Origin of the sequence: Clostridium sp. MCC353 (genome assembly GCF_018785315.1) — a bacterium.
In the GTDB taxonomy this organism is placed as follows: domain Bacteria; phylum Bacillota; class Clostridia; order Lachnospirales; family Lachnospiraceae; genus CHH4-2.
Genome location: NZ_WQPN01000068.1, coordinates 18,074 through 38,262 on the forward strand (window position 1 = coordinate 18,074; position 20,189 = coordinate 38,262).

Annotated in this window: 19 protein-coding genes; 16 read left to right on the top strand and 3 right to left on the bottom strand. The window is 47.0% G+C overall.

The window, feature by feature from the left end; genetic code table 11:
- Nucleotides 1-46 precede the first annotated feature (46 nt).
- Together GPL15_RS13885 and GPL15_RS13890 are read right to left on the bottom strand one after the other, a co-directional pair.
- A complete protein-coding gene (locus GPL15_RS13885; protein ID WP_215699277.1) occupies nt 47-841 on the bottom strand; it encodes a class I SAM-dependent methyltransferase in 795 nt (264 codons plus the stop codon).
- Nucleotides 842-981: 140 nt separating this feature from the next.
- Nucleotides 982-2,352, bottom strand: coding sequence for an MATE family efflux transporter (locus tag GPL15_RS13890; RefSeq protein WP_215699278.1), 1,371 nt, complete (start codon nt 2,350-2,352; stop codon nt 982-984).
- Between the two features lie 122 nt (nt 2,353-2,474).
- On the opposite strand from GPL15_RS13890, the gene GPL15_RS13895 reads away from it, so the two are divergent.
- Nucleotides 2,475-3,008, top strand: coding sequence for a PadR family transcriptional regulator (locus GPL15_RS13895; protein WP_215699279.1), 534 nt, complete (start codon nt 2,475-2,477; stop codon nt 3,006-3,008).
- Nucleotides 3,009-3,596: 588 nt separating this feature from the next.
- On the opposite strand, the gene GPL15_RS13900 is transcribed toward GPL15_RS13895, so the two are convergent.
- Complete coding sequence (locus tag GPL15_RS13900) at nt 3,597-4,385, bottom strand: IclR family transcriptional regulator (protein ID WP_215699280.1); 789 nt, start codon at nt 4,383-4,385, stop codon at nt 3,597-3,599.
- Nucleotides 4,386-4,505: 120 nt separating this feature from the next.
- Here GPL15_RS13900 and GPL15_RS13905 point away from each other — a divergent pair, with 120 nt between their 5' ends.
- The 15 genes from GPL15_RS13905 to GPL15_RS13980 all read left to right on the top strand — a co-directional run.
- Nucleotides 4,506-5,993, top strand: a complete 1,488-nt coding sequence (locus GPL15_RS13905) for a carboxylesterase family protein (RefSeq protein ID WP_215699281.1) — start codon at nt 4,506-4,508, stop codon at nt 5,991-5,993.
- A gap of 347 nt (nt 5,994-6,340) precedes the next feature.
- Nucleotides 6,341-7,417, top strand: a complete 1,077-nt coding sequence (locus tag GPL15_RS13910) for a tripartite tricarboxylate transporter substrate-binding protein (RefSeq protein WP_215699282.1) — start codon at nt 6,341-6,343, stop codon at nt 7,415-7,417.
- A 106-nt stretch (nt 7,418-7,523) separates the two neighbouring features.
- Nucleotides 7,524-7,985, top strand: a complete 462-nt coding sequence (locus GPL15_RS13915; protein WP_215699283.1) for a tripartite tricarboxylate transporter TctB family protein — start codon at nt 7,524-7,526, stop codon at nt 7,983-7,985.
- 15 nt (nt 7,986-8,000) lie between these two features.
- Complete coding sequence (locus GPL15_RS13920) at nt 8,001-9,503, top strand: tripartite tricarboxylate transporter permease (RefSeq protein WP_215699284.1); 1,503 nt, start codon at nt 8,001-8,003, stop codon at nt 9,501-9,503.
- 162 nt (nt 9,504-9,665) lie between these two features.
- Nucleotides 9,666-10,529 (top strand): alpha/beta hydrolase, encoded by an 864-nt coding sequence (locus GPL15_RS13925; RefSeq protein ID WP_215699285.1) that lies wholly within the window; start codon nt 9,666-9,668, stop codon nt 10,527-10,529.
- 65 nt (nt 10,530-10,594) lie between these two features.
- A complete protein-coding gene (locus GPL15_RS13930) occupies nt 10,595-12,055 on the top strand; it encodes a serine hydrolase domain-containing protein (RefSeq protein ID WP_215699286.1) in 1,461 nt (486 codons plus the stop codon).
- A 20-nt stretch (nt 12,056-12,075) separates the two neighbouring features.
- Nucleotides 12,076-12,927 carry an alpha/beta hydrolase gene (locus GPL15_RS13935; protein ID WP_215699287.1) on the top strand — a complete coding sequence of 284 codons (852 nt, stop codon included), beginning with the start codon at nt 12,076-12,078 and terminating at the stop codon, nt 12,925-12,927.
- The gene (locus GPL15_RS13940) at nt 12,924-14,270 is read left to right on the top strand and encodes an MATE family efflux transporter (protein WP_215699288.1); all 1,347 of its coding nucleotides are present in this window, start codon (nt 12,924-12,926) and stop codon (nt 14,268-14,270) included. The genes GPL15_RS13935 and GPL15_RS13940 overlap by 4 nt, the downstream gene beginning before the upstream one ends.
- 320 nt (nt 14,271-14,590) lie before the next feature.
- On the top strand, nt 14,591-14,890 hold the full coding sequence (locus tag GPL15_RS13945) for a type II toxin-antitoxin system RelB/DinJ family antitoxin (protein ID WP_215699289.1): 300 nt from the start codon (nt 14,591-14,593) through the stop codon (nt 14,888-14,890).
- Nucleotides 14,884-15,162, top strand: coding sequence for a type II toxin-antitoxin system YafQ family toxin (locus tag GPL15_RS13950; protein WP_215699290.1), 279 nt, complete (start codon nt 14,884-14,886; stop codon nt 15,160-15,162). The genes GPL15_RS13945 and GPL15_RS13950 overlap by 7 nt, the downstream gene beginning before the upstream one ends.
- Nucleotides 15,163-15,367: 205 nt before the next feature.
- Nucleotides 15,368-16,411 carry an immunoglobulin-like domain-containing protein gene (locus GPL15_RS13955; RefSeq protein WP_215699291.1) on the top strand — a complete coding sequence of 348 codons (1,044 nt, stop codon included), beginning with the start codon at nt 15,368-15,370 and terminating at the stop codon, nt 16,409-16,411.
- A gap of 10 nt (nt 16,412-16,421) precedes the next feature.
- Nucleotides 16,422-16,763 (top strand): hypothetical protein, encoded by a 342-nt coding sequence (locus tag GPL15_RS13960; protein WP_215699292.1) that lies wholly within the window; start codon nt 16,422-16,424, stop codon nt 16,761-16,763.
- A 158-nt stretch (nt 16,764-16,921) separates the two neighbouring features.
- Complete coding sequence (locus GPL15_RS13965) at nt 16,922-17,503, top strand: TetR/AcrR family transcriptional regulator (protein ID WP_215699293.1); 582 nt, start codon at nt 16,922-16,924, stop codon at nt 17,501-17,503.
- Between the two features lie 133 nt (nt 17,504-17,636).
- Nucleotides 17,637-18,428 (top strand): class I SAM-dependent methyltransferase, encoded by a 792-nt coding sequence (locus GPL15_RS13970; protein ID WP_215699310.1) that lies wholly within the window; start codon nt 17,637-17,639, stop codon nt 18,426-18,428.
- 778 nt (nt 18,429-19,206) lie between these two features.
- Nucleotides 19,207-20,189: RNA-guided endonuclease TnpB family protein (locus GPL15_RS13980; RefSeq protein ID WP_215699294.1), on the top strand; the 983-nt coding region annotated here is incomplete at its 3' end.

Consider the following 20,189-nt stretch of genomic DNA (forward strand, 5'->3'; position numbering starts at 1 on the left):
CCTCGTCCCGCTTCCCTGCGTAACTCACTCGCCTAAATAAAGATTCTCAGTCAATCTTCTCAGCCTTCAGCAGGTAGGACAAAGGAAGCCCCCTGCCGTCATACACATCGGATAAGCCCACATCATAGTCGAATTCGTCAAACCGGACAATTCTCATCTGAGAACCGCTGACAGCATTGATGATGTCTGATATGGTATGGGTAAAGCTGGTGAAGGTTTTGGAATGGTACGGTTCAGACATGTATCCCATGCCTTCATTTTCGATCCAGGGTTCATTCCTGAAATAAGAATAAGTGATTCTGTTCAAATCCTGCCCGTTAAATTCTGGTTCGCCGGGCATGGACAGCATGTTCATAACCGGATGGAAATCGTGGATCAATAGAATTCCGCCGGGTTTTAAACAGTCTGAAACTTTTCTGAAGAGGGGATTTAAATCTTCAAACCATGTGACCGCCCCGATGGTAAACAGAATGAAATCAAAATGATGGTTATACTGCTGGTCAATGTCTAAAATATTGCATGCGCAGAACCGGCAGTTGGTAATTCCTGCTTTTTGCGCGGTGGATTCCGCCTGTTTGATGATATTTTCAGCGATATCGAAGCCAACTCCGCATTTGGCTCCAAGCTGCATGAGGGACAACAGTTCCCGCCCGTTATTACAGCAGAACTGGGCCACAGTTTTGTCCTTCAAATCCATGGCCTCCAGCTCCTTCGCCACATCGGCGCAAAAAAACGGCAGGCGTTCATTCAGAAGAATGTTGTGGTTTTCATCTCCCCAGCCCTTGTGTCTGTGTTCAAATGCCTCTTCCCAGGCGGCTTTGTTTGCTTTTATATAATCCATTTTCGTCTCCTTTGGCTCTTGTCCGGCCGGGGGCTGTGAAGCGGCTTCCGGCCGGAAATAATTGATCTTACTCTATCACAATGAGCGGTTTTTGACCAGACGCTTTTTGAACCTTTGGCCGGTTTGGGCCTTTGAATATTTCAGGTGCTGACCGGATGAAGGGGCGGCCTGTGGGCCAGTTCCCTTTTGAGGCGCAGAGCCATCCATACCGTCACCAGTGCGGAGGCGGCATCGGCAGCTGGCTGTGCATAAAGGATGCCGTTCATTCCCAGAACCGCCGGAAGGATCAGGACAGCGGGCACGAAGCAGATTCCCTGCCTGCATGCGCCCAGAATAAATCCCTCCAGCCCTTTCCCCAGAGCCAGAAAAAGGGAGGAGTATACAGTGTAGAATCCAAAGAGCAGGAAAGACAAGCCATTGGCTCTCAGCGCTTTTTCCCCGGCCGATATCATTTCTAAATCTCCTTTGGTAAAGCTGGAAATGATGGCTGAAGGGAACAGGGCCATTACCAGGCCGCAGGCCCCGCAGAATATGGTTGACCAGAGGATGGAGGTTTTCACCGCTTCGTGGAGCCGGTCATAGTTTCCGGCCCCGTAGCTGTAACCTGCAACCGGCTGGAATCCTTTGATAAAGCCAAAGACCATCAGACTTCCCATGGAAATGATTCTGGTTACGGCTCCCATGCCGGCAATCAAAGAATCGCCGTATTCTTTTGCCTTCATGTTGATCAGGGTGATGGATAGGCTGGTCAGAATCTGGAATATCAGCGTAGGCACGCCAATTTTAAGGATTTCAGACAGAATTTCTTTCGAAAAGCAGCACTGGCTGATGCGGAAGGTGAAAACGCTTTTCTTTCTGAGCACATAGCATAGATAGACCAGTGTGGAGACCATTTGTGAAATAGCTGTGGCAATTGCGGCGCCCTCCACCCCTAAATCCAGCCCATAGATAAACACCGGATCCAACGCCATATTGAGTAGCGCGCCTGTCAGCAGGGCGGCCATTGTGGTTTTGGCAGCGCCTTCGCTGGTGACGATATTGTTCATAGTCACATTGAAAACGTTAAACAAAGAGGAAATGATGTAGATTCTCGTGTAGGCCAGCGCGTAGGGCAGTATACTTTTTGTGGCCCCCAAAAAGACCAGCGCCTGTTTGAGAAATAGGACTGTGCAGATAATGACCGCCCCGCCTGTGAGCAGACTGCTGTAGAGGGCTGTGCTGGCCGCTTGATCGGCGGTTTCCCGGTCCCCATTGCCCAGAAGCCTGGAAATATAGGACGCGGCTCCATTTCCGAACAGCAGCCCCAGGCCGACCACAACCTGCCCCAGGGGAAATGCGACGGAAATCGCGCCCATCTGGCTGGTGCCCAGCCCTCCGACAAAATAAGCATCCACCAGATTGTATAATGCATTGATCATCATACCGATCATGGCAGGCAGTCCAAGGGCTAAAAGCGCTTTGGGTACCGGAGCATTTCCCAGCAGCTCCATTTTCTGATTGATCCCTTTCATAAGTAAAACTCCTTTCTGTTGACACGAAATGTAAAATATAGTACTATAATTTATAGTATAACAGCTGTGAGGCATATACTACTATAAATTATAGTAGTTGTCAAGCAGAAAAGGAGGAAATGATGGCAGCTATTGATTTGATCGTATTGGGAATTTTGAAAAAAGAGGCGTTAAGCGCTTATGAGATTCAGAAATTAGTGGAATACCGGAATATATCCAAATGGGTGAAGATCAGCACCCCTTCCATTTATAAGAAAGTGATTCAGTTAGAAGAAAAGGGGCTTATTAAAGGCAATGTTGTGAAGGAGGGAAAGATGCCGGAGAAAGCGGTCTATTCCCTGACGGAGGCCGGAGAAAGGGAATTTGACCGCCTCATGATGGAAATCGCGTTAAAGCCCATCCATATATTCCTGGATTTCAATGCGGTGATCGTCAACTTGGACAGTCTGCCGCAGAAAAAGCAGGAAATGTGTCTGTCCGGCATTGAAGAGAACCTGAATACGTTAAGAACCTATCTGGAAGAGAATATCACCATGAAAGAACATATTTCCGGCATTCCTGAAACGGGAATGGCTGTGCTGCGGCAGCAGTATCTATTGGTCCAGGCGATTGAAACCTGGATTTCTGAGCTGAAAAATGGAATCGGGGAGCAGTGATGTCCTGCAATAATCCCCTGCTTAGAAAATTTTGAACATTCTTTATGAGGCAGTCCTCGATCTAAAATAATTTCTTCATTGGAATAACCCGCCTTTAAATGCCGGGGAAGCCGGACAGACAGACAAAACTCCCCAAAGGGGAGGCCGTGGGAAACTGTGCGGACCGGCGTATGCCCGCGCCGGTCTGTGAACCAAATCCATATATAATCATTAAAAGATCCCTTTAAAATAAAAAAAACAAAAAAATTTGAAAAAAATTTATTCCGAATTTTTGCTTTATAAGCTGACAAAACCATAAAAAATGTAAATGGTTTTCGAGAATAGTGTATTAATAATAATACACTAGTGGATTATAAAATGAATTATTAAGAATCAATAACAATACAGTAGTATTGACAAAAATATAAAACTATTATATATTTTGTATATAAAACCAAACCTTGTACAAAGATAACTGTACAATGTGCCGTAAAATATATCCTTTAAGCCGGGATATGCCAGTTTACGGAAAACTCCCGGGTTTCCGGCAGAGCCGAAAGCCCGGGAGCACCCCCTTTTTATGAAGTTTACGGGATAGAACAATATCAATCAGAATGTATCACGGTATCCTAGGAGGGAAGATAATTCCCGTCCAAGAGCAACGACTAACTGGATATACTCCTGATACCGGTTTTGATAAATCAGGTTAGGGACTGAGAGGCTGACAGCGGCCACGGTTTTGCCGGAATAATCTTTTAACGGTGCGGCTAAACTGACTTCAAAGTTGGTAAATTCCTCGATGTCGACCCCATATCCCTGAGAAGAGATTTCTTTTAACTGCTGAAGGATTTTATCACGGTCCGTAATTGTAGACGCGGTATAAGCATGCAGGGGATGTTGATCCAAAGCTGTTTTTTGTTCTTCTTCGGATAGGGAAGCGAGCAGCACTTTGCCTCCGGCCGTACAGAAAGCGGGGACAATTCTCTGGTCCGCAAACTGGTTTATGGCAGTAGAGGTAGTTTTAGACAAAAACTTCAGCACCATATAATCCTGCTGGAGAGCCATAAGGTTCGCCTGGTTTAACTGCACAGCCGTTTGTTTTACAAATGCCTTCAGATAATCGTCGCAGGACAGCAGGTGGCTGTATTTGATCCGGAATCTGGAACCCAGTATGAATATCTGGTAGCCCAGAAAATATTTTCCGGTCGACTGGTCCTTGGACAGAAAATTCATCTCTGTCATGACGTTCACCATTGCATAGGCGGTGCTTCTGGAGATGTTGAGTATTTTACTGATTTCAGTCACATTCATGGCGGTTCTGCTGTCGCCCATGATTGTTAATAATTTCAAAGCTCTCTCAATGGATTGTTGAGAGGAATTGCTTTCTTTTTTTTGCATTTTCCATTCCTCCGTTCATTACTGTATTAATATTAAGACATATATATTGAGAAGTCAATACACAAGAGGAATGAATTGGAACATAATGCTGCTTCTGTTTCGCAGCGGGAAGGAGGAAACATGGATATAATGAGGCCTAAAGTTACAACTCAAAAGGGGACCTACATGGGCATGAGGGAGAAGAACGGTGTCCTGGCTTTTAAAGGGATTCCATTTGCCCAGCCGCCGGTGGGGCCGTTGAGATGGCAGGCGCCCAGGGAGGTGCCAAACAGCAGACAAACTTTCGACGCGGGTGAGTTTAAACCGATTCCCATACAGTCCGATGAGGATGAGAGGTACGCGGGGCTGGAAAAAAGCGAAGACTGCCTGTACCTGAACATTTTTACCGCCGATTTAGTGACGAAGAATAAGGCGGTGCTTGTCTGGGTATATGGAGGGGCATACATAAAAGGCGGGGCCAGCCGCCCGCTGTATAATGGGGATTTTATGATTGATGAAAATCCGGATGTGATTTTGGTGACAATCAACTACCGGCTGGGAGTATTTGCAACTCTCAATTTGTCTGAGCTGGATGAGAGCGGCCGTTACCGTTACAGCAACAATCTGGCCCAGATGGACCTTCAGGCGGCTTTGAAATGGGTTCATGACAACATTGCCGATTTCGGAGGGAATCCCTACAATGTCACACTATTCGGGCATTCCGCCGGTTCCAGCAATATTTCGGCCCAGCTTATGATGAAAGAATCCAGGCCATATTTTCAAAAGGCCATCATGCACAGTTCCTTTGCGGTGGATGTGGGAACCACGTCCTGGGAAGACAGCCTGGGAGCGGCAGGGGTATTTTTTGATATTCTGGGAAATCCCACGCTGGAAGAGCTTTTGAAACTTCCGGCCGAGACCATTTATGACGCCCAGGTCAAGCTTCAGAAATCAGGATTCTTCAATTCTGAGAGAAAAGAATTTTCTGTGGTGCTGGATGATATCGTGATTCCAAAAGACGGATTCAGGCAGCTGGTTCACGGAGCTGCCGCCGGTATCGATGTGATCATTGGAACCTGCTGCGGGGAATACGACCAGCAGTTCAGGCCCCTTGACATGAAAGAAAAGTATGAATTTCTGAAACGCCAGTGCGGGAAAAAGACGGGGGATTTGGACAAGGCGATTGAATTTTACCGGAAAAATGATCCGGATAAGCCTTTGGACGAGATTTATATGGATATTAAAAATGATCTCTGGCTCAGAATACCGGCCAATCTGGTGGCGGAAGCGTTGTCGGGCCACAGTGAGGTGCACATGTTCCACACCATGCTGAGAAAAGAAAATGGAAACAGGGCACACCATGGCAACGAATACGAAATGATTTTCGGCCGGCCGGACAGGGAATTGGTGTCGGCCCAGCTCGCTTATATCATACGCAGAACCTGGATGAATTTTGTCCGCTGCGGAGAACCGAAAGGGGCGGGGCTTCCCGAATGGCCGCTGTACGATAAAAAGAACAGGAAGACCATGATGATCAGCAGGGAGTCCTATATTGCTGATGGAGTCAGGCTGATGGATATGGAGTATTTTTATCCGTTGTTTAAGGAGACGGAGGAATTGGTTGATTAAGTTACTTTTAACATGAAGTCCCTAACATGAAGTCCCAAGGCATTTTCAGAAAAGCCTTCACGCTTAACATTAAAGTCCCAAGGCATTTTCGGAAAAGCCTTCACGCTTAACATTAAAGTCCCAAGGCATTTTCAGAAAAGCCTTCACGCTTAACATTAAAGTCCCAAGGCATTTTTGGAAAAGCCTTCACACTTAACATTAAAGTCCCAAGGCATTTTCGAAAAAAGCCTTCACGCTTAACATAAAAACCTCAAGGCATTTTCGAAAAAGCCTTCACGCTTAACATAAAAACCTCAAGGCATTTTCAAAAAAGCCTTCACGTTTAATATTAAAAAAGGAGAGTTATTATGAAGAAAAAATTATCACTGTTACTGGCCACATCCATGGTACTGGCACTCACCGCCTGCGGATCAGGTTCCAAGGCTCCGGCGGGCGCTGAAAAAGCGGCAGAAACAAAAGCGGCGGCAGCCGGCGCCCAGACCGACGCCCCGAAAGACCTTCCAGTATGGCCGTTTACGGATAAAGAAATCACTTTCTACACCAGAAACTCCGCAGGCGGCAGCGTTACCCTTTCCCAGCAGTATCTTTTAGACATTGTTTTCGAGGACGGAGGCACAAGCCTTTTGGTATCGGACGCAACTTCCGGCGGAGCCGTATGTGTGGAAAAAACATATGCTGCGGGCGGAGACGGATATACCTTCTATATGTCGGGAAATGAGATGGTAATCGGTGAGATCACAGGTACCTTTGACTACTCCCTGAAAAATGATTTCCAGGTTTTAGGCATGCTGCCGTCCAACGGAGCTCCTAACTTCATCGGAGTTTCCAAATCCACCTTACCTGATGTAAAGACCATGGAAGATTTGGTTGATTACTGTAAAGCCAATCCTGGCAAAGTGAGATTTGCCTATGCTCCTGATACCGTTGGCGAAGTATATGCCACATTATTTGCAGATCATTTCGGACTTGACGTGAAGATGACTATTTCCGAAGGAAGCGATTCCAAGCCGAACCTGATGGGCGGTATTGTAGATGTTGTGTTCTGGAATCAGCGAGATGCCATCGAATATTCCGATTACCTGGTTCCTGTAGTTGCTCTCAGCAATGAACGTTCTGTGAAAGAAGAACTGAAAGATGTTCCCTGCTATGCGGAGAAAGATTTATCCGACTGTGTGGTTCCTTCTGTCATGTTCTTAGCCTGCAAAAATGATATCGATGAAAATCTGGCCCAGGCCATCAATGCTAAATGGAATGAAGCGATCAACGATGCGATCAGCGATAATCCAAGTGAAAAAGGCAAGCTTTTAAAAGAATACATGGATACCCAGAACCAGATATTAGAGCCGCTTACAATTGAAGAATGCTGGAAAATCATCGACGATGAATATGAGAAGATTGGTGAAGTATTAGGAAATAAAGAATAATTGAAAAACATCAAAGAAGGGGCGGAATCTTCTGCCCCTTGAATGGATTATGAAACTAATAAAGTAACTGTTAGATAAGTATTTAATTGACTGGAGGTAAGACTTTATGAATAAGCTGCGTAAGGATCGCCAGCTTGGAATCGTATGCCTTTTACTGGCTGCTTTCATCGTGTTTGAGTCAGGAAAGATAAAGATTCGTACAGAGGAATTCGCCAAGGTTGGTCCCCGCACGTTTCCTTTTATTGCTGCTGGTATTTTTGCTGTTTGCGGCATCTACTTTCTGGTACATAAACTGGAAGGGAAGGATAAAGTGTACATGACAAGGGCTCAGTTCGGCCGTGCAATGATGATGTTCGGATGCTATGTTTTGTATCTGGCGGGTTTGTATTTTCTTGGATTGAAATTTGCTGCACCGATCGCGATTTTTGTTATGGTAATGTTGTTCTGCCGGGGAAAGATCAGTTGGTGGAAAGCGTTGATTTATGCGGTGGTTTTTGGCGCGGTATTTTACGGTTTATATGTTTATGCATTTCAAATTCGTGTGCCTGCCGGCATTTTGGGATTATAGGAGAGGAGTGAGAGTATGGTTTGGTCAGCTTTTTCAGAAGCACTGCAGCAGATCCTTACCCCAACAGGGCTGCTTTATATCATCGGAGGCGGTATCCTCGGCATGATACTTGGCGCGATTCCCGGTTTATCGGGAGGTACTGCTTCAGTTATTATTTTACCATTGACTTATAAAATGGAGCCGGGTCTTGCCCTTGCGCTGCTCGCCAGCCTTTATATCGGGTCCACATCAGGGGGATGTATCGGGGCGATTTTATTGGGAATACCGGGAACGGGCGCATCTATTCCGACGGCCTGGGAGGGATATCCCATGGCCCGGCGCGGAGAAGGGGTCCGGGCTCTGAGCATTGCAGTTACCTGTAACTTCATCGGAACGGTTCCCGGCCTTATCATTGCCATGATCGCGTGTATCCCGCTGTCTACAATCGCCTGTAAAATGGGTCCGTGGGAATATTTCAGCCTGCTCCTCCTGGCAATCACCATGGTAGTGGCCCTTTCCAAAGACAATCTGATGAAGGGATTTGTATCCGTGGCCCTGGCGCTGATTATCTCCTGCGTCGGCTCGTCGCCTATCGACGGCGCGAAGCGGTTTACTTTTGGCAGCACCTATCTGTTGGGCGGCGTCAGCATGATCGTGGCAATGCTGGGAATCATAGCGGGCCGTATGATCATAGAGGAGTACGCATTTAATAAAGAAGTGGACACTTCCATAGCCGGAAAGGTGTCCCGATACAAATTCCCGGCGGCTGATCTGGCTAAAAATGTAGGAAATATCATACGTTCCTTTTTAGTCGGTGTATTTACAGGATTTTTACCAGCCCTGGGCGGCGGCGTGGCGTCCATGATCTGTTACGCTACGGAAAAAAATCGGTCCGAACATCCGGAAACCTTTGGAAATGGGGAACCAGCTGGAATCATCGCATGTGAAACCACCAATAACGCGGTTATCGGCGGCGCGCTGATCCCCATGATTTCCATGGGTATCCCGGGATCTCCGGCTTTGATCTATATGATTACGGCATTATCCATCCACGGAATTTCCTGCGGACCGACTTTATTAAGGGATTATCCGGATGTGGTTTATCTGCTCTATTTGAGCTGTATTTTCGCGGCAGTTGCGATTTTGTTTGCCCAGGTATTCGGAATGCCTTTATTCCCAATGCTTTTGAAAGTACCGTCCCATTTCCTGTATCCTGCAATCATCGCCGTTGCATTTTTGGGTGCGTTTATCAGCCAGGGCAACCTGTCAGGCGTTGTGATCTGCCTGTGTTTCTGCCTGCTGGGCATGGCGATGAGATATTTTGAAATACCGGACGCTCCATTTATGCTGACTTACTGTCTGGCCGCGTCCATGGAGACAAAGCTGAGACAAGGGCTTGTTAACGGTTTTCATGGAATCTGGGATTTCTTCACCCGCCCGATTTCCTGCCTGTTCATCATTTTGGCGGTGATCAGCCTTTTATACAATCTTTTTGGTGATAAATTGAAAGCGAAACTGGTGAAATCTAAATCAGTCTGATAAAAAACAGAAGCAAAAAATGCCGGTCAGCATTCCGGGGGCCGGCATTTTCCATGCAAAGATTACCTGAAAGAGTTGTTATTGTTCAGCAGATTGGGCAGTGAATGCAAAGACCTGCCAAACAGTTGTAAAGTATTTATTTAAATGTTAAGGAGAACAGTTATGCAGAAAACTGTACAGTTAAAAAGCGGAATTACATTGGGATATAATGAATTCGGCAGCGGAGACCGATACCTCATAAGCTGCCAGCAGAACCATAACAGCAAAGTCGCCTATACCATCGATCTGGCGGAAAAACACGGATTTCATGTGTTTCAGGTGCAGATCAGGGGATACGGGATTTCGGCTTCGGAAGCGGTCAAAGACCTGGGCGGGACGTGGTATGACGTATGGGCCCAGGACGCCTGCGATTTTGCGGACGCCATGGGAATTGACAAATTCTTTTACGGAGGCATTTCCCACGGTTCGGGTATCGGCTGGCATATCTGCCGCCTGCATCCGGAGCGGCTGAGGGGATTTTTCGCCGGAGTGCCGGGCCCACACAGCAAGGACGGACAGGAGACGGGAGAGGCGCGGATGCAGACGATCCGGGCAAGCGAGGACCCGGAGACCTGGAAAGCCTATGCGGAAGCCAAGGCTTACCGTCAGGCAGGGCCGCTGAGAAAGCTGGCAAAAGACGGTCTGGCCGATCCTGAGAAGATCGAAGCCGCCATAAAAGAGCAGAGGGAGTTTTGGGTTACCATGCCCCCGGAAGTGGCCCGGCTGGACCCGAAAAAGCCATTTGCGGACTGTGCGACAGAGGAAGAGCTGATAGAGGAACTGAAAAAAATAAAGGTTCCTGTTTTAATTATAGGAGGAATGCTGGATCCCATCAGCACCATTGACAATATGGTCCGTTCCTGTAAGGCGGTGGAGAACAGCGAGATGGTGGTCTTTTCCGACGGCACCCACAATGTGCTGTTAGAGCACAGGGGTGAGGTTGTGAACCACATTATGGCGTTTTGTGATGGACGGGGACTGCTGTAGGCATTTCAGTGTCGAAAAGAGGCGGATGTCTGTCCCGGCAGCATTGTGAAGAGGAAAGGAGAACTATGTTATATCAATTAGAAGCGCCTGAAAAATTCGGAATATCCTCACAGTCCATCCTGGATTTTCTGGACGCCTGTGAAGAGGAAAATGTGGAACTCCACAGCCTGGAACTGAGGCGGTGGGACCAGAAGTTTGTGAGCGGTACATTTGCGCCGTTTACCCAAAGGAGCAGACACCGGATGTATTCTTCGGGAAAGGCCCTATGCAGCCTGGCATTTTTGTTCGCCATGCAGGACGGCCTGATCGGTCTGGATGAGCCATTGGTATCCGTATTTGCCGGCCGGGTCCCTGAGAATCTGCCGGAATATATGGATCAGGTGACCATGTACCACGTGCTTACCATGTCCACAGGCCACGAAAAGGATGTATTTTCCAGAATTAAAGAGACAAATGACTGGGTGAAGGAGTTCATGCGGATTCCCCTGGCTTACCGCCCCGGCAGCACGTATGTCTACAACAACGGAACGCCCCATATGGTGTCCGAGGCGGTGCGGCTGAGAACGGGAAAGGATTTAAAGACCTATTTGGAAGAAAAACTGCTGTCCCACATGGGAGAAACCATGGACATTTCCTTGAATCCCCAGGGCGAGCCGGAACCTTCCACCATCAGCATTACCATCGAGGCATTTGGAAAGATCGCTGATTTCCTTTACCACCATGGCAGCTGTCAGGGAAAACAGCTTTTAAAACCGGAGCTGGCGGACATGATGGGGCAGTGCCATCTTCCCACGCCGATTGACGCCAGGGTTCCCGCCGACTATGTGGAAAAAGCCTGCAACGGCTACGGGTTCCACACCCGGAGAAATGCCATCGGCGGCTACAAGCTGTCCGGCGGCAGAAGCCAGAAATCCCTTGTGCTGCCGGAGTTTGAAATGACGGCGTCCATGATGGCCAATGAGCCACGGGAGGGCATTTTGATGCATCTGTTTTATACCCGCGTCATGTTCCATGTCTATCAGAGGCCGCTGCCGGAAGACCCGGAAACGCTGAAACGGCTGAAATACCGCTTAGAACACCTGAACCTGGGCCCCAAAGGAATCCCCTCTTCTTCTATAGAGGAGAAGGTGCAGGGCAGGGAATACCGCCTTTCCTGCAATGAGGACGGAAAGAAGAAGGTCCGGTTTGATTTCTCGGACACCCAGGCCGCCGTCTGTCTGGCCGGCCGGAAAATCCTGATCGGGAAAAATGGACAGTGGCTGGAAAATGAACCCTACTTTTTGAGAAAACCCAGTGATTTCCGCTTGAATCTCATTCCCGGTTCCAAAGCCAATCTCTATACCGGCGCATGGACCGGAGAAAATGAGTTCACATTTTATATACGCAGCGAATCGAGGATGGCCACGGATAAAGTCTATTGCAGGTTCGAAGGCGGCAGGGTGGAAATCCGGGTGATGATTGATCCGCAGAAGAACGCGGGCACAAAAATCGAGCCAATCATCTTAAACGGTTTCTGCCAAGAATAAATTTCAGGAGGAAAATGCCCATGCCTTACATACAAATTGACGACGGAGTACAAATATATTATGAAGAACGGGGGACCGGGGATAACTACATCTTTTCTTCCCGTTCCCGGATTGAACACGCCAGTTCCTATACGGCGGCCCTGGCGGATTTGGGCTATCATGTGATCGAAATCCAGCTTCGGGGATACGGAAAGTCCACCCATGTGACGGAAGATTATGGAATGAAATGGTATGATATCTGGGCTTCGGATATCGTGAAGGCGGCTAAGGCCCTGGGGGTGGAGAAATTCGTATATACCGGAGTTTCCCACGGCGCCGGTGTGGGCTGGCATATCATCCGCAGCCAGCCGGAGGTTTTAATCGGTTTTGCCGGTGTGGTGTGCGGCCCCCATTCCAAAGACGGCCAAGACACGGGGGCGGAACGCCAGAGAACCCTGGACAATGCGCGGGATGAAGAAAAATGGAAGGCCTACAGCCTGGAGCGCTATCACAGGGACTGCGCCAATCCTCCATCTTATATGAATGAAGAAGAGCTGGCAGAGTTTATGGAAAATGCAAGGGAAAAATATGAAGAGACCCTGAACATGGAACTGTCTGAGCGGTTGATTTCCCCTAAGAAACCATTTCCCGACCTGTCCACGGAGGAGGAACTGATTGCGGAGCTGGAGAAAATAGACCTGCCCTGCATTTTCTTAGGCGGCATGTTCGATCCCATTTCCACCACGGCCAACATGGTGAGAACGGGCAGCGCGGTAAAGAGGTCTAAGACCATTTTGTATCAGGATTCGGATCACGGCTTGTGCAAACGGTATCCCAAGCAGATTGCCGGGGATATTGATCTGTTTTTACGGGAAAAAAGGGTGTTTGAATGAAATTATTTGTGCGGGATAAGGCATTTTACAAGGAAGTGGCAATGATTGCCATTCCGGTTGCCATGCAGAGTGTGATTTCCATAGGAATTAATATGATGGATACGGTAATGCTGGGATCATTTGGGGAGGTGCAGTTGTCTGCATCCTCCCTTTCGTCACAGTTCTATCGTATCTTTCAGGTTCTCTGCATGGGTATGGGGTTTGGCGCTTCGGTGATGACGGCCCAGTATTGGGGGCGGCAGGATATTGACAGCATGAAACGGATCATCACCATCATGCTGAGGATTGGGCTGGGGCTGACGGTTTTCTTTACCGCCGTTACGGCCTTGTTTCCCAGCCAGATTTTGAGTGTGTATACAAAAGATATGCGGATTGTGGAATCCGGGGTGGGGTATCTGCGGATTATGGCGGTTACCTATCTGTTTTTGGGCCTTTTTAAAACCCTGACCATTGTGCTCAGGAGCGTGGGGGAGGTGAGGGTTTCCCTGTACGCCTCCATGTTTTCTTTTGGAATCAATATTTTCTTCAACTGGGTGTTCATTTTTGGAAAGCTGGGCGCTCCCAGGCTGGAGATCATCGGGGCGGCCATCGGAACCCTCATCGCCAGAATTTCGGAAGCGGCCATCATAACCGTTTATTTTCTGGTGAAAGATAAGAAGATCCACTACCGGTTCCATGACTTTTTCCTGGACTGTTCCGGGGATTTCAAAATGTTCATGTACTACAGCATGCCGGTTATTATCAGCGATTTGATGCTCACTCTGGGCAATAACATGGCGTCCATCGTCATGGGACATATCGGGACGGCATTTGTTACGGCCAACGCCATTACCAACGTGGTGGTTCAGATCAGCACTGTATTCATCCAGGGCGTCAGCAGTTCCAGCGCCGTGATTATCGGCAATACGCTGGGGACCGGGGATAGAGACAAAGCGTATGAACAGGGAGTGACATTTTTGATGCTGGGAATCATCATCGGCGTGGCCGGAGGCGTGTTCATCGTGGCCGGAAGCCCCTTTATGCTGATGCTTTATAATATCACCGAGGAAACGAAGGCGGTGACCACCCAGTTAATGATGGCGATTGCGCTCATCGTGGTATTTCAGACCATCAGCAATGTGATGACCAAAGGGGTTCTGCGGGGCGGCGGAGATACCAGGTTTTTGATGGTGGCCGATGTGCTGTTTTTGTGGATTTTATCCGTGCCGTTGGGGGCTGCGGCGGCGTTTGTGTGGGGATTTTCACCGTTTTGGATCTATGTATTCTTAAAATGTGACCGGATTGTTAAGAGCGTTTTGTGCGTGGGGCGGTTCAGGACGAAAAAGTGGCTGAAGGTGGTGTGAGGCTTGAGCGTGTCTGTAAATTCATTCCTATTATCTGCACGCCCAACCAGTTCAGCGGACCCGGCCTGACCGCCGTGCCGCTGGGAGAGGGGCCGCCGGTGAGAGCTGTGTCAACCACCTCAATTCATGGGAAACTTGCTTACCAAATGAGATTTTCATTTATAAAATGGGATTCTGGCTCTACAAATGGGAATCTCAGATTGCAATTCATCCGCAATTCATCCGTTTGTTATGTTCTACTTATAAATGTTTTACAATGTGTTGACAATGTTTATACGAATGAATATAATATAAGTAGAATTATAAGGGAGGTGAGTTATATGGCTAAAACTGCAAATATTAATGTCCGCATTGATCCGGAGACCAAATTAAGTGCGGAAAAATTATTTTCCAGTTTTGGGATTACACTTACGGATGCTATTAACATATTTCTACGCAAATCTATTATGGAAGGCGGGTTGCCATTTGAAATGAAACAGCCGCGTTATAATGCAGAAACAGAGGCAGCTATGTTAGAAGCCAGGGCTATTATGGGCGGTCAGGTACAGGCAAAGAGTTATTCCTCTGCACAAGCTCTTTTTGAAGAATTGGATGCAGAAATGGATGGTGAGCAATGTTAGCATTAGTAACCACTGGACAATTCCGCAAGGACTATAAACGTGTGAAAAAAAGAGGATATAATATGCGTCTCTTGAATGATGTGATCAATCTGCTGCTGAATGAACAAACGCTTGGCGAACAGTACCGGGATCATGGGCTGGTCGGAAATTATGCTGGTTTTCGAGAGTGCCATATTTCACCGAATTGGCTGTTAATCTATGCTATAGACAATAAACAATTGATATTAACGGCTTCGCGAAAAGGTACTCATTCGGATTTGTTTGCAAAGTAGTGAAATCTGACATTAAATGTAGTACCGAACAGGACGGCATTTTCAAAAATGCCGTCCTGTTCGGCGTTAAAAGAAAAATAATTCAAATAATATTAAGATTTCGTATACTATAATTGTACTGCCCATATCGCTATAATATTTACAATGACTGATGGAGGAAACCCGGGCACACTTGCCATTGTCCAGCGTTAAGGAGGTATGTGTTTTGAAGAAGAACTTATTTGGAGCAATAAAGAAAATGGGTATATGCGCGATGTGTGCATTCCTACTGTTGGGATGCGGTAAAAAGGATATGGACAGTCTTCAGCCGACTACAGAAACCGAATATGTACTGGAGACTGAGAAAGAAACTGAGGAGAGCAGTGCTGAATCATCAGTTTCCCCGTCTGAACAATCCGAAAAGGAAGAGCAGAGCCAGGAGAAAACGACGGCATCAGTACCTGTAACAGAAATGAAAAAACCGGAAACCCAGGAAACCGAAACGACAGAAAATACTGAGCTGGTTTCCGATGAGCAGGTGGATTCAGAACTCTATACACTGGCCACCAATATTCCAAAGGCCGAAGTGGAACAGTATGCGAAGCAGGTAAAACAGCAGTTTTTGGACAGGGACTGGAAAGCGCTGTCGGAAAAATTTACCTATCCCATAACCATTGGCGGGACAGTCTATGAAAATCCGGATGAATTTTTGGCGGCGGACTTTGAAGCGGATTTGAATCCCTATTTCTTTGTGGAGCTGGAAGAAGAGAGCTGTGAGAATATGTTCTGTAATTGGAGCGGAATTATGATGGGAGAAACGGGCCGTGTCTGGATTGTGGAGGCCCTGAATGAAGATTTTACGTCAAACGGCCTTAGAATAAGGGCAGTGAACGGATTGACCGAATCCTTTGGCCTGCCGGGGGGAGTCAGTATGAGGGCTGATGAAAGCGATATTACCCCCACGTCCATGAAGCTCAAACTGAAAAATGAAACCGATTTAAACATTATTTTCAGTGACGATTACAAACTGCAGAAATTCGAAGACGGTATATGGAAGGATTTGGATATGCTGCCGGGAGAGATGGTTTTTCACGATATCGCTTATATGCCTGAACGGGGAAAGCCTGTGGAGTGGAATGTGGACTGGAGCAGCCGTTATGGCAGTCTGGAGCCGGGAAATTATATGATTGTGAAAGTTGTTATAGACGGGGACGTGAAGGGAGAGGAAGGAAAATACCAGCGCGCGTTCAATTTTTTGATTGGGGGTTAAAGGGAACATTATGGGAGTTTTAAAGAAAGGGCGAAGGAGTATCCAATATAAAAGCGAGACATTTATATGGTGGGTTGGAATGGATGAAGAGGCCTGTGGGGAAATCTGGCTGAATATCGTTTCGGAAGATAAAAGGATAGTTCTTGCATACAGAGTTGGAGAAGGGGATTTCTTTGTCGCCAGTAAAGGAAGGGTATTTCAGGGAAAAACCACATCAGGGCGCTGGGAGAGATATGAGTATCCGATGAAAGAGCCGCCTGTGGCTGTGACCGGGAAATTTGTTTATGGGCTGATTGAATGGGCTGTGGATGGCAGGGATGCGCGTCCGGTTACAGTTCACGGCCCCCGCTGACGTGTCCGGCCAGTCCGCTGTGCCATCCAAAGGGGGCCGTGAACTGTAACTTATTGAGAGATAAATTTAAACATTTGCTTGACATAAAACATCCGTTGTGTAACAATAGTTGCATAACGGATGTAATTATTTCCGATTTAATATTAGGAGGAATTCATATGCCGCCGAAAGCAAAGATAACCAAAGAGATGATCTTAAACGCGGTTCTGGATATCACCAGGGAAAACGGATATGAGACTGTGAACGCCAGGAGCATTGCGGGGAAGTTACAGTGCTCTACCCGGCCTATTTTTACCTGTTATGACAATATGGACCAGTTGAAAATGGATTTTCTGGCATTTGCGTATGAATATTACCAGCAGTATGTGGTCAATTACAGCAATGCTGAACATGTCAGTTCCTATTTGGTTCTGCCCTTGTCCTATATTGAATTCGCCAGGGAAGAGCCGCATTTATTCAAGCTGTTGTTTATCAATGATATAGATCTTAATATGGCTGAAGCGAAGGATTTTTACAAAGAACCCGATAATGAAAAAAGGGCGGAACATTTTGCAAATGACATTGGTATCGGGTTGGCGCGGGCAAAAGTGATTTTTTTAGATTTATTTCTTTATACTCACGGCATTGCCGTTTTAGCCGCGGACAAAAAACTGGCTATTGATAAAAAAAGCGCTGAAGGCATGCTGGCAAATGTGTTATCGGCATTTATCAGACAAGAAAAGACGGAGCGGAAAATCTGAGAACGTAATTATCTCTGAAATTTTCAGCGCGTATCTGTGCAGAAATGCTCCGGCACAAATTTGAATCGCAGCCGAGAAACTGAAATACTCAGCGCGTGCCTACGCAAAAAACGCTTCGGCATGGAGGAATAAAATTAAAATGAACCGGTATTTAATAGATTTTTACAATAATTATGATGAGGACAGCCGGCTGGCATTAAAACATGGGTCGGTGGAGTTCCTCACCACCATGCGCTATATTAAAAAGTATTTAAAACCCGGCAGCCGCGTACTTGAAATCGGGGCCGGAACAGGACGTTATTCTCATGCACTGGCACGGAAGGGGCATGAGGTTGATGCAGTGGAATTGGTAGAGCATAATATAGAGATTTTCCGCCGGAATACACAGCCGGGAGAGAAGATAACCATCGTTCAAGGCAATGCACTGGATTTATCCGCATTTTCCAACGATGAATATGATATCACACTGCTGCTGGGGCCGCTTTACCATCTTTACAGCGTTGAAGATAAACGGCAGGCTCTGCGGGAGGCCATCCGGGTGACAAAACCGGGAGGAGTGGTTTTCGCCGCGTATGTCATATCCGACGGCTGTCTTCTGGATGAAGGGTTTAAGCGGGGAAATATCAGCGTAGCCGGATATATTGAAAAGGGGCTGATTGACAGCCGGACATTCGCCGCAAAATCCCAGCCTAAGGATTTGTTTGAACTGGTCCGTAAGGAGGACATTGACGATTTGATGTCTGAATTTCCCGTAACCAGACTGCATTATGTTGCGGCGGACGGCTGTGCTCTGTTTATGCGTGAGGCTGTGGATGCCATGGATGACGACACATTTCACTTGTTTTTGAAATACCATTTCGCGGTTTGTGAACGGGAAGATTTGGCTGGGATAACCAGCCATGCGGTCGATATATTCAGGAAATAATAAATCTGTACACACGTTGCATTTTTGCTTGTTTGAACGGCGGCCTGAAGTAATATGGCTGTCTTTATACATTTAATTTTGGTAAACTGCAACTAATTGATGCGTGAATCAGGTTTGAAAAATCTGCTGGTGCATTCTCGTGACTTCAGTCGTGAGTTAACCAGCAGAATTTGTTTACAGAGTAGTTGTATGTGCCTATCGGCACTGCATTTTTAATAGTCTTGTCAGTTTCCTGACTGTAAAACAGGTAGAGAATTTAGTTTTTCATTCTAGTTTTGGTAAAGAACCATGCCTATTTCTATTTCAAAAAAGAACACTTGTTCGAAAAAAGTTGCATGTTTCGTATTTGTATGGTATAATTAAACTATGGAAAAAACAAAGTTAACATATAGTCATGGGTATGTGTATTCTTTACCGTATCACATTATCTGGTGCACGAAATATTGGAAGAAAGTGTTAACGGATGTGCTCGATATCCAATGTAAGAAGATGCTGGAAGCCTTAGCAGCTCAGTATTCCTCCCGGATACTGGCTATGGAGGTTATGTCGAACTACATCCATCTTGCCGCCCACAGTTTATGATATCGGATATAGTCAAGATCATGAAGGGGAATCTGACAAGGAGGTTGTTTCTTGATCACCCGGAACTGAAAAAGCAGTTACGGAGAGGCCGTCTTTGGAATCCGTTATACTGTGCGGTGACTGTCAGTGACCGGAGCTATGAACAGGTGAAGCATTACATGAACTCCCAAAAGGAAACATAATGAGGAGGCAGAGGATGAACAAGGCTTATAAGTACCGGATCTATCCCACAGCCGAACAGGAAAAACAACTGGCTGATACGTTCGGAAGCTGTCGGTTTGTTTATAACCATTATCTTGCCCTGCAGTCCGGGAACCATCAGCAGGGGAAAAAGCACCTGGGCAGGACCGCCTGTAATAACGACTGCAACCGGAATCTGAAACAGGAGTATCCCTGGCTCAGGCAGGTGGATAAGTTTGCGCTGACCAATGCGATTTATGCGTTGGATGCCGCGTATCAGAGATTTTACAGGAAACAGGGCGGCTATCCCCAGTTCAAGAGCAGGCGCCGCAGCCGTATGTCTTACACTACGAATTTCACGAATGGAAATATTGCAGTGCTTTATGGGGAGGTGAAGCTGCCAAAGCTTGGAAAAATCAGGGCAGTCATCCACAGAACCGTACCGGAAGGCTGGAATCTGAAACAGGCCACGGTATCAAAAGAACGTGATGGAAGTTATTATGTTTCGGTTCTGTATGAGTATCAGACAGAGATTACGCCGCAGGAAGTCCGCCCTGAGCGGATTATCGGCCTGGATTATAAATCAGATGGATTATATATGGATTCATCCGGCGTATGCTGCAATATGCCGCACTTTTTCAGAAAGAACCAGAAAAAACTGGCGAAGGCCCAGAGAAAGCTGAACCAGAAACAGCTGCATTCGGCAAATTACCGGAAACAGCAGAAAAAGATTGCCAGGACAGCAAGAAAGACAGCAGACCAGAGAAAGGATTTCCTTCATAAAAAGTCGGCTGAGATAGCCAATCAGTACGACCTGGTATGTGTGGAAGACCTGGATATGAGGGCGATGTCAAACAGGAAGTTTGGGAATGGAAAAGCAACGCTGGATAATGGATATGGGTCATTTCTAACCATGCTAAAGTATAAGCTGGAGGACAGGGGGAAACAGCTGATCCGTATCGATAAATGGTATCCGTCATCGAAGACCTGCAGCCGGTG

Coding starts and splice junctions, on each gene's coding strand:
- GPL15_RS13920 (WP_215699284.1), top strand. CDS start 8,001: ATGGTTTGGTCAGCTTTTTCAGAAGCACTGCAGCAGATCCTTACCCCA.
- GPL15_RS13935 (WP_215699287.1), top strand. CDS start 12,076: ATGCCTTACATACAAATTGACGACGGAGTACAAATATATTATGAAGAA.
- GPL15_RS13960 (WP_215699292.1), top strand. CDS start 16,422: ATGGGAGTTTTAAAGAAAGGGCGAAGGAGTATCCAATATAAAAGCGAG.
- GPL15_RS13965 (WP_215699293.1), top strand. CDS start 16,922: ATGCCGCCGAAAGCAAAGATAACCAAAGAGATGATCTTAAACGCGGTT.
- GPL15_RS13890 (WP_215699278.1), bottom strand. CDS start 2,352: ATGAAAGGGATCAATCAGAAAATGGAGCTGCTGGGAAATGCTCCGGTA.
- GPL15_RS13915 (WP_215699283.1), top strand. CDS start 7,524: ATGAATAAGCTGCGTAAGGATCGCCAGCTTGGAATCGTATGCCTTTTA.
- GPL15_RS13930 (WP_215699286.1), top strand. CDS start 10,595: ATGTTATATCAATTAGAAGCGCCTGAAAAATTCGGAATATCCTCACAG.
- GPL15_RS13940 (WP_215699288.1), top strand. CDS start 12,924: ATGAAATTATTTGTGCGGGATAAGGCATTTTACAAGGAAGTGGCAATG.
- GPL15_RS13910 (WP_215699282.1), top strand. CDS start 6,341: ATGAAGAAAAAATTATCACTGTTACTGGCCACATCCATGGTACTGGCA.
- GPL15_RS13905 (WP_215699281.1), top strand. CDS start 4,506: ATGGATATAATGAGGCCTAAAGTTACAACTCAAAAGGGGACCTACATG.
- GPL15_RS13900 (WP_215699280.1), bottom strand. CDS start 4,385: ATGCAAAAAAAAGAAAGCAATTCCTCTCAACAATCCATTGAGAGAGCT.
- GPL15_RS13945 (WP_215699289.1), top strand. CDS start 14,591: ATGGCTAAAACTGCAAATATTAATGTCCGCATTGATCCGGAGACCAAA.
- GPL15_RS13895 (WP_215699279.1), top strand. CDS start 2,475: ATGGCAGCTATTGATTTGATCGTATTGGGAATTTTGAAAAAAGAGGCG.
- GPL15_RS13950 (WP_215699290.1), top strand. CDS start 14,884: ATGTTAGCATTAGTAACCACTGGACAATTCCGCAAGGACTATAAACGT.
- GPL15_RS13925 (WP_215699285.1), top strand. CDS start 9,666: ATGCAGAAAACTGTACAGTTAAAAAGCGGAATTACATTGGGATATAAT.
- GPL15_RS13885 (WP_215699277.1), bottom strand. CDS start 841: ATGGATTATATAAAAGCAAACAAAGCCGCCTGGGAAGAGGCATTTGAA.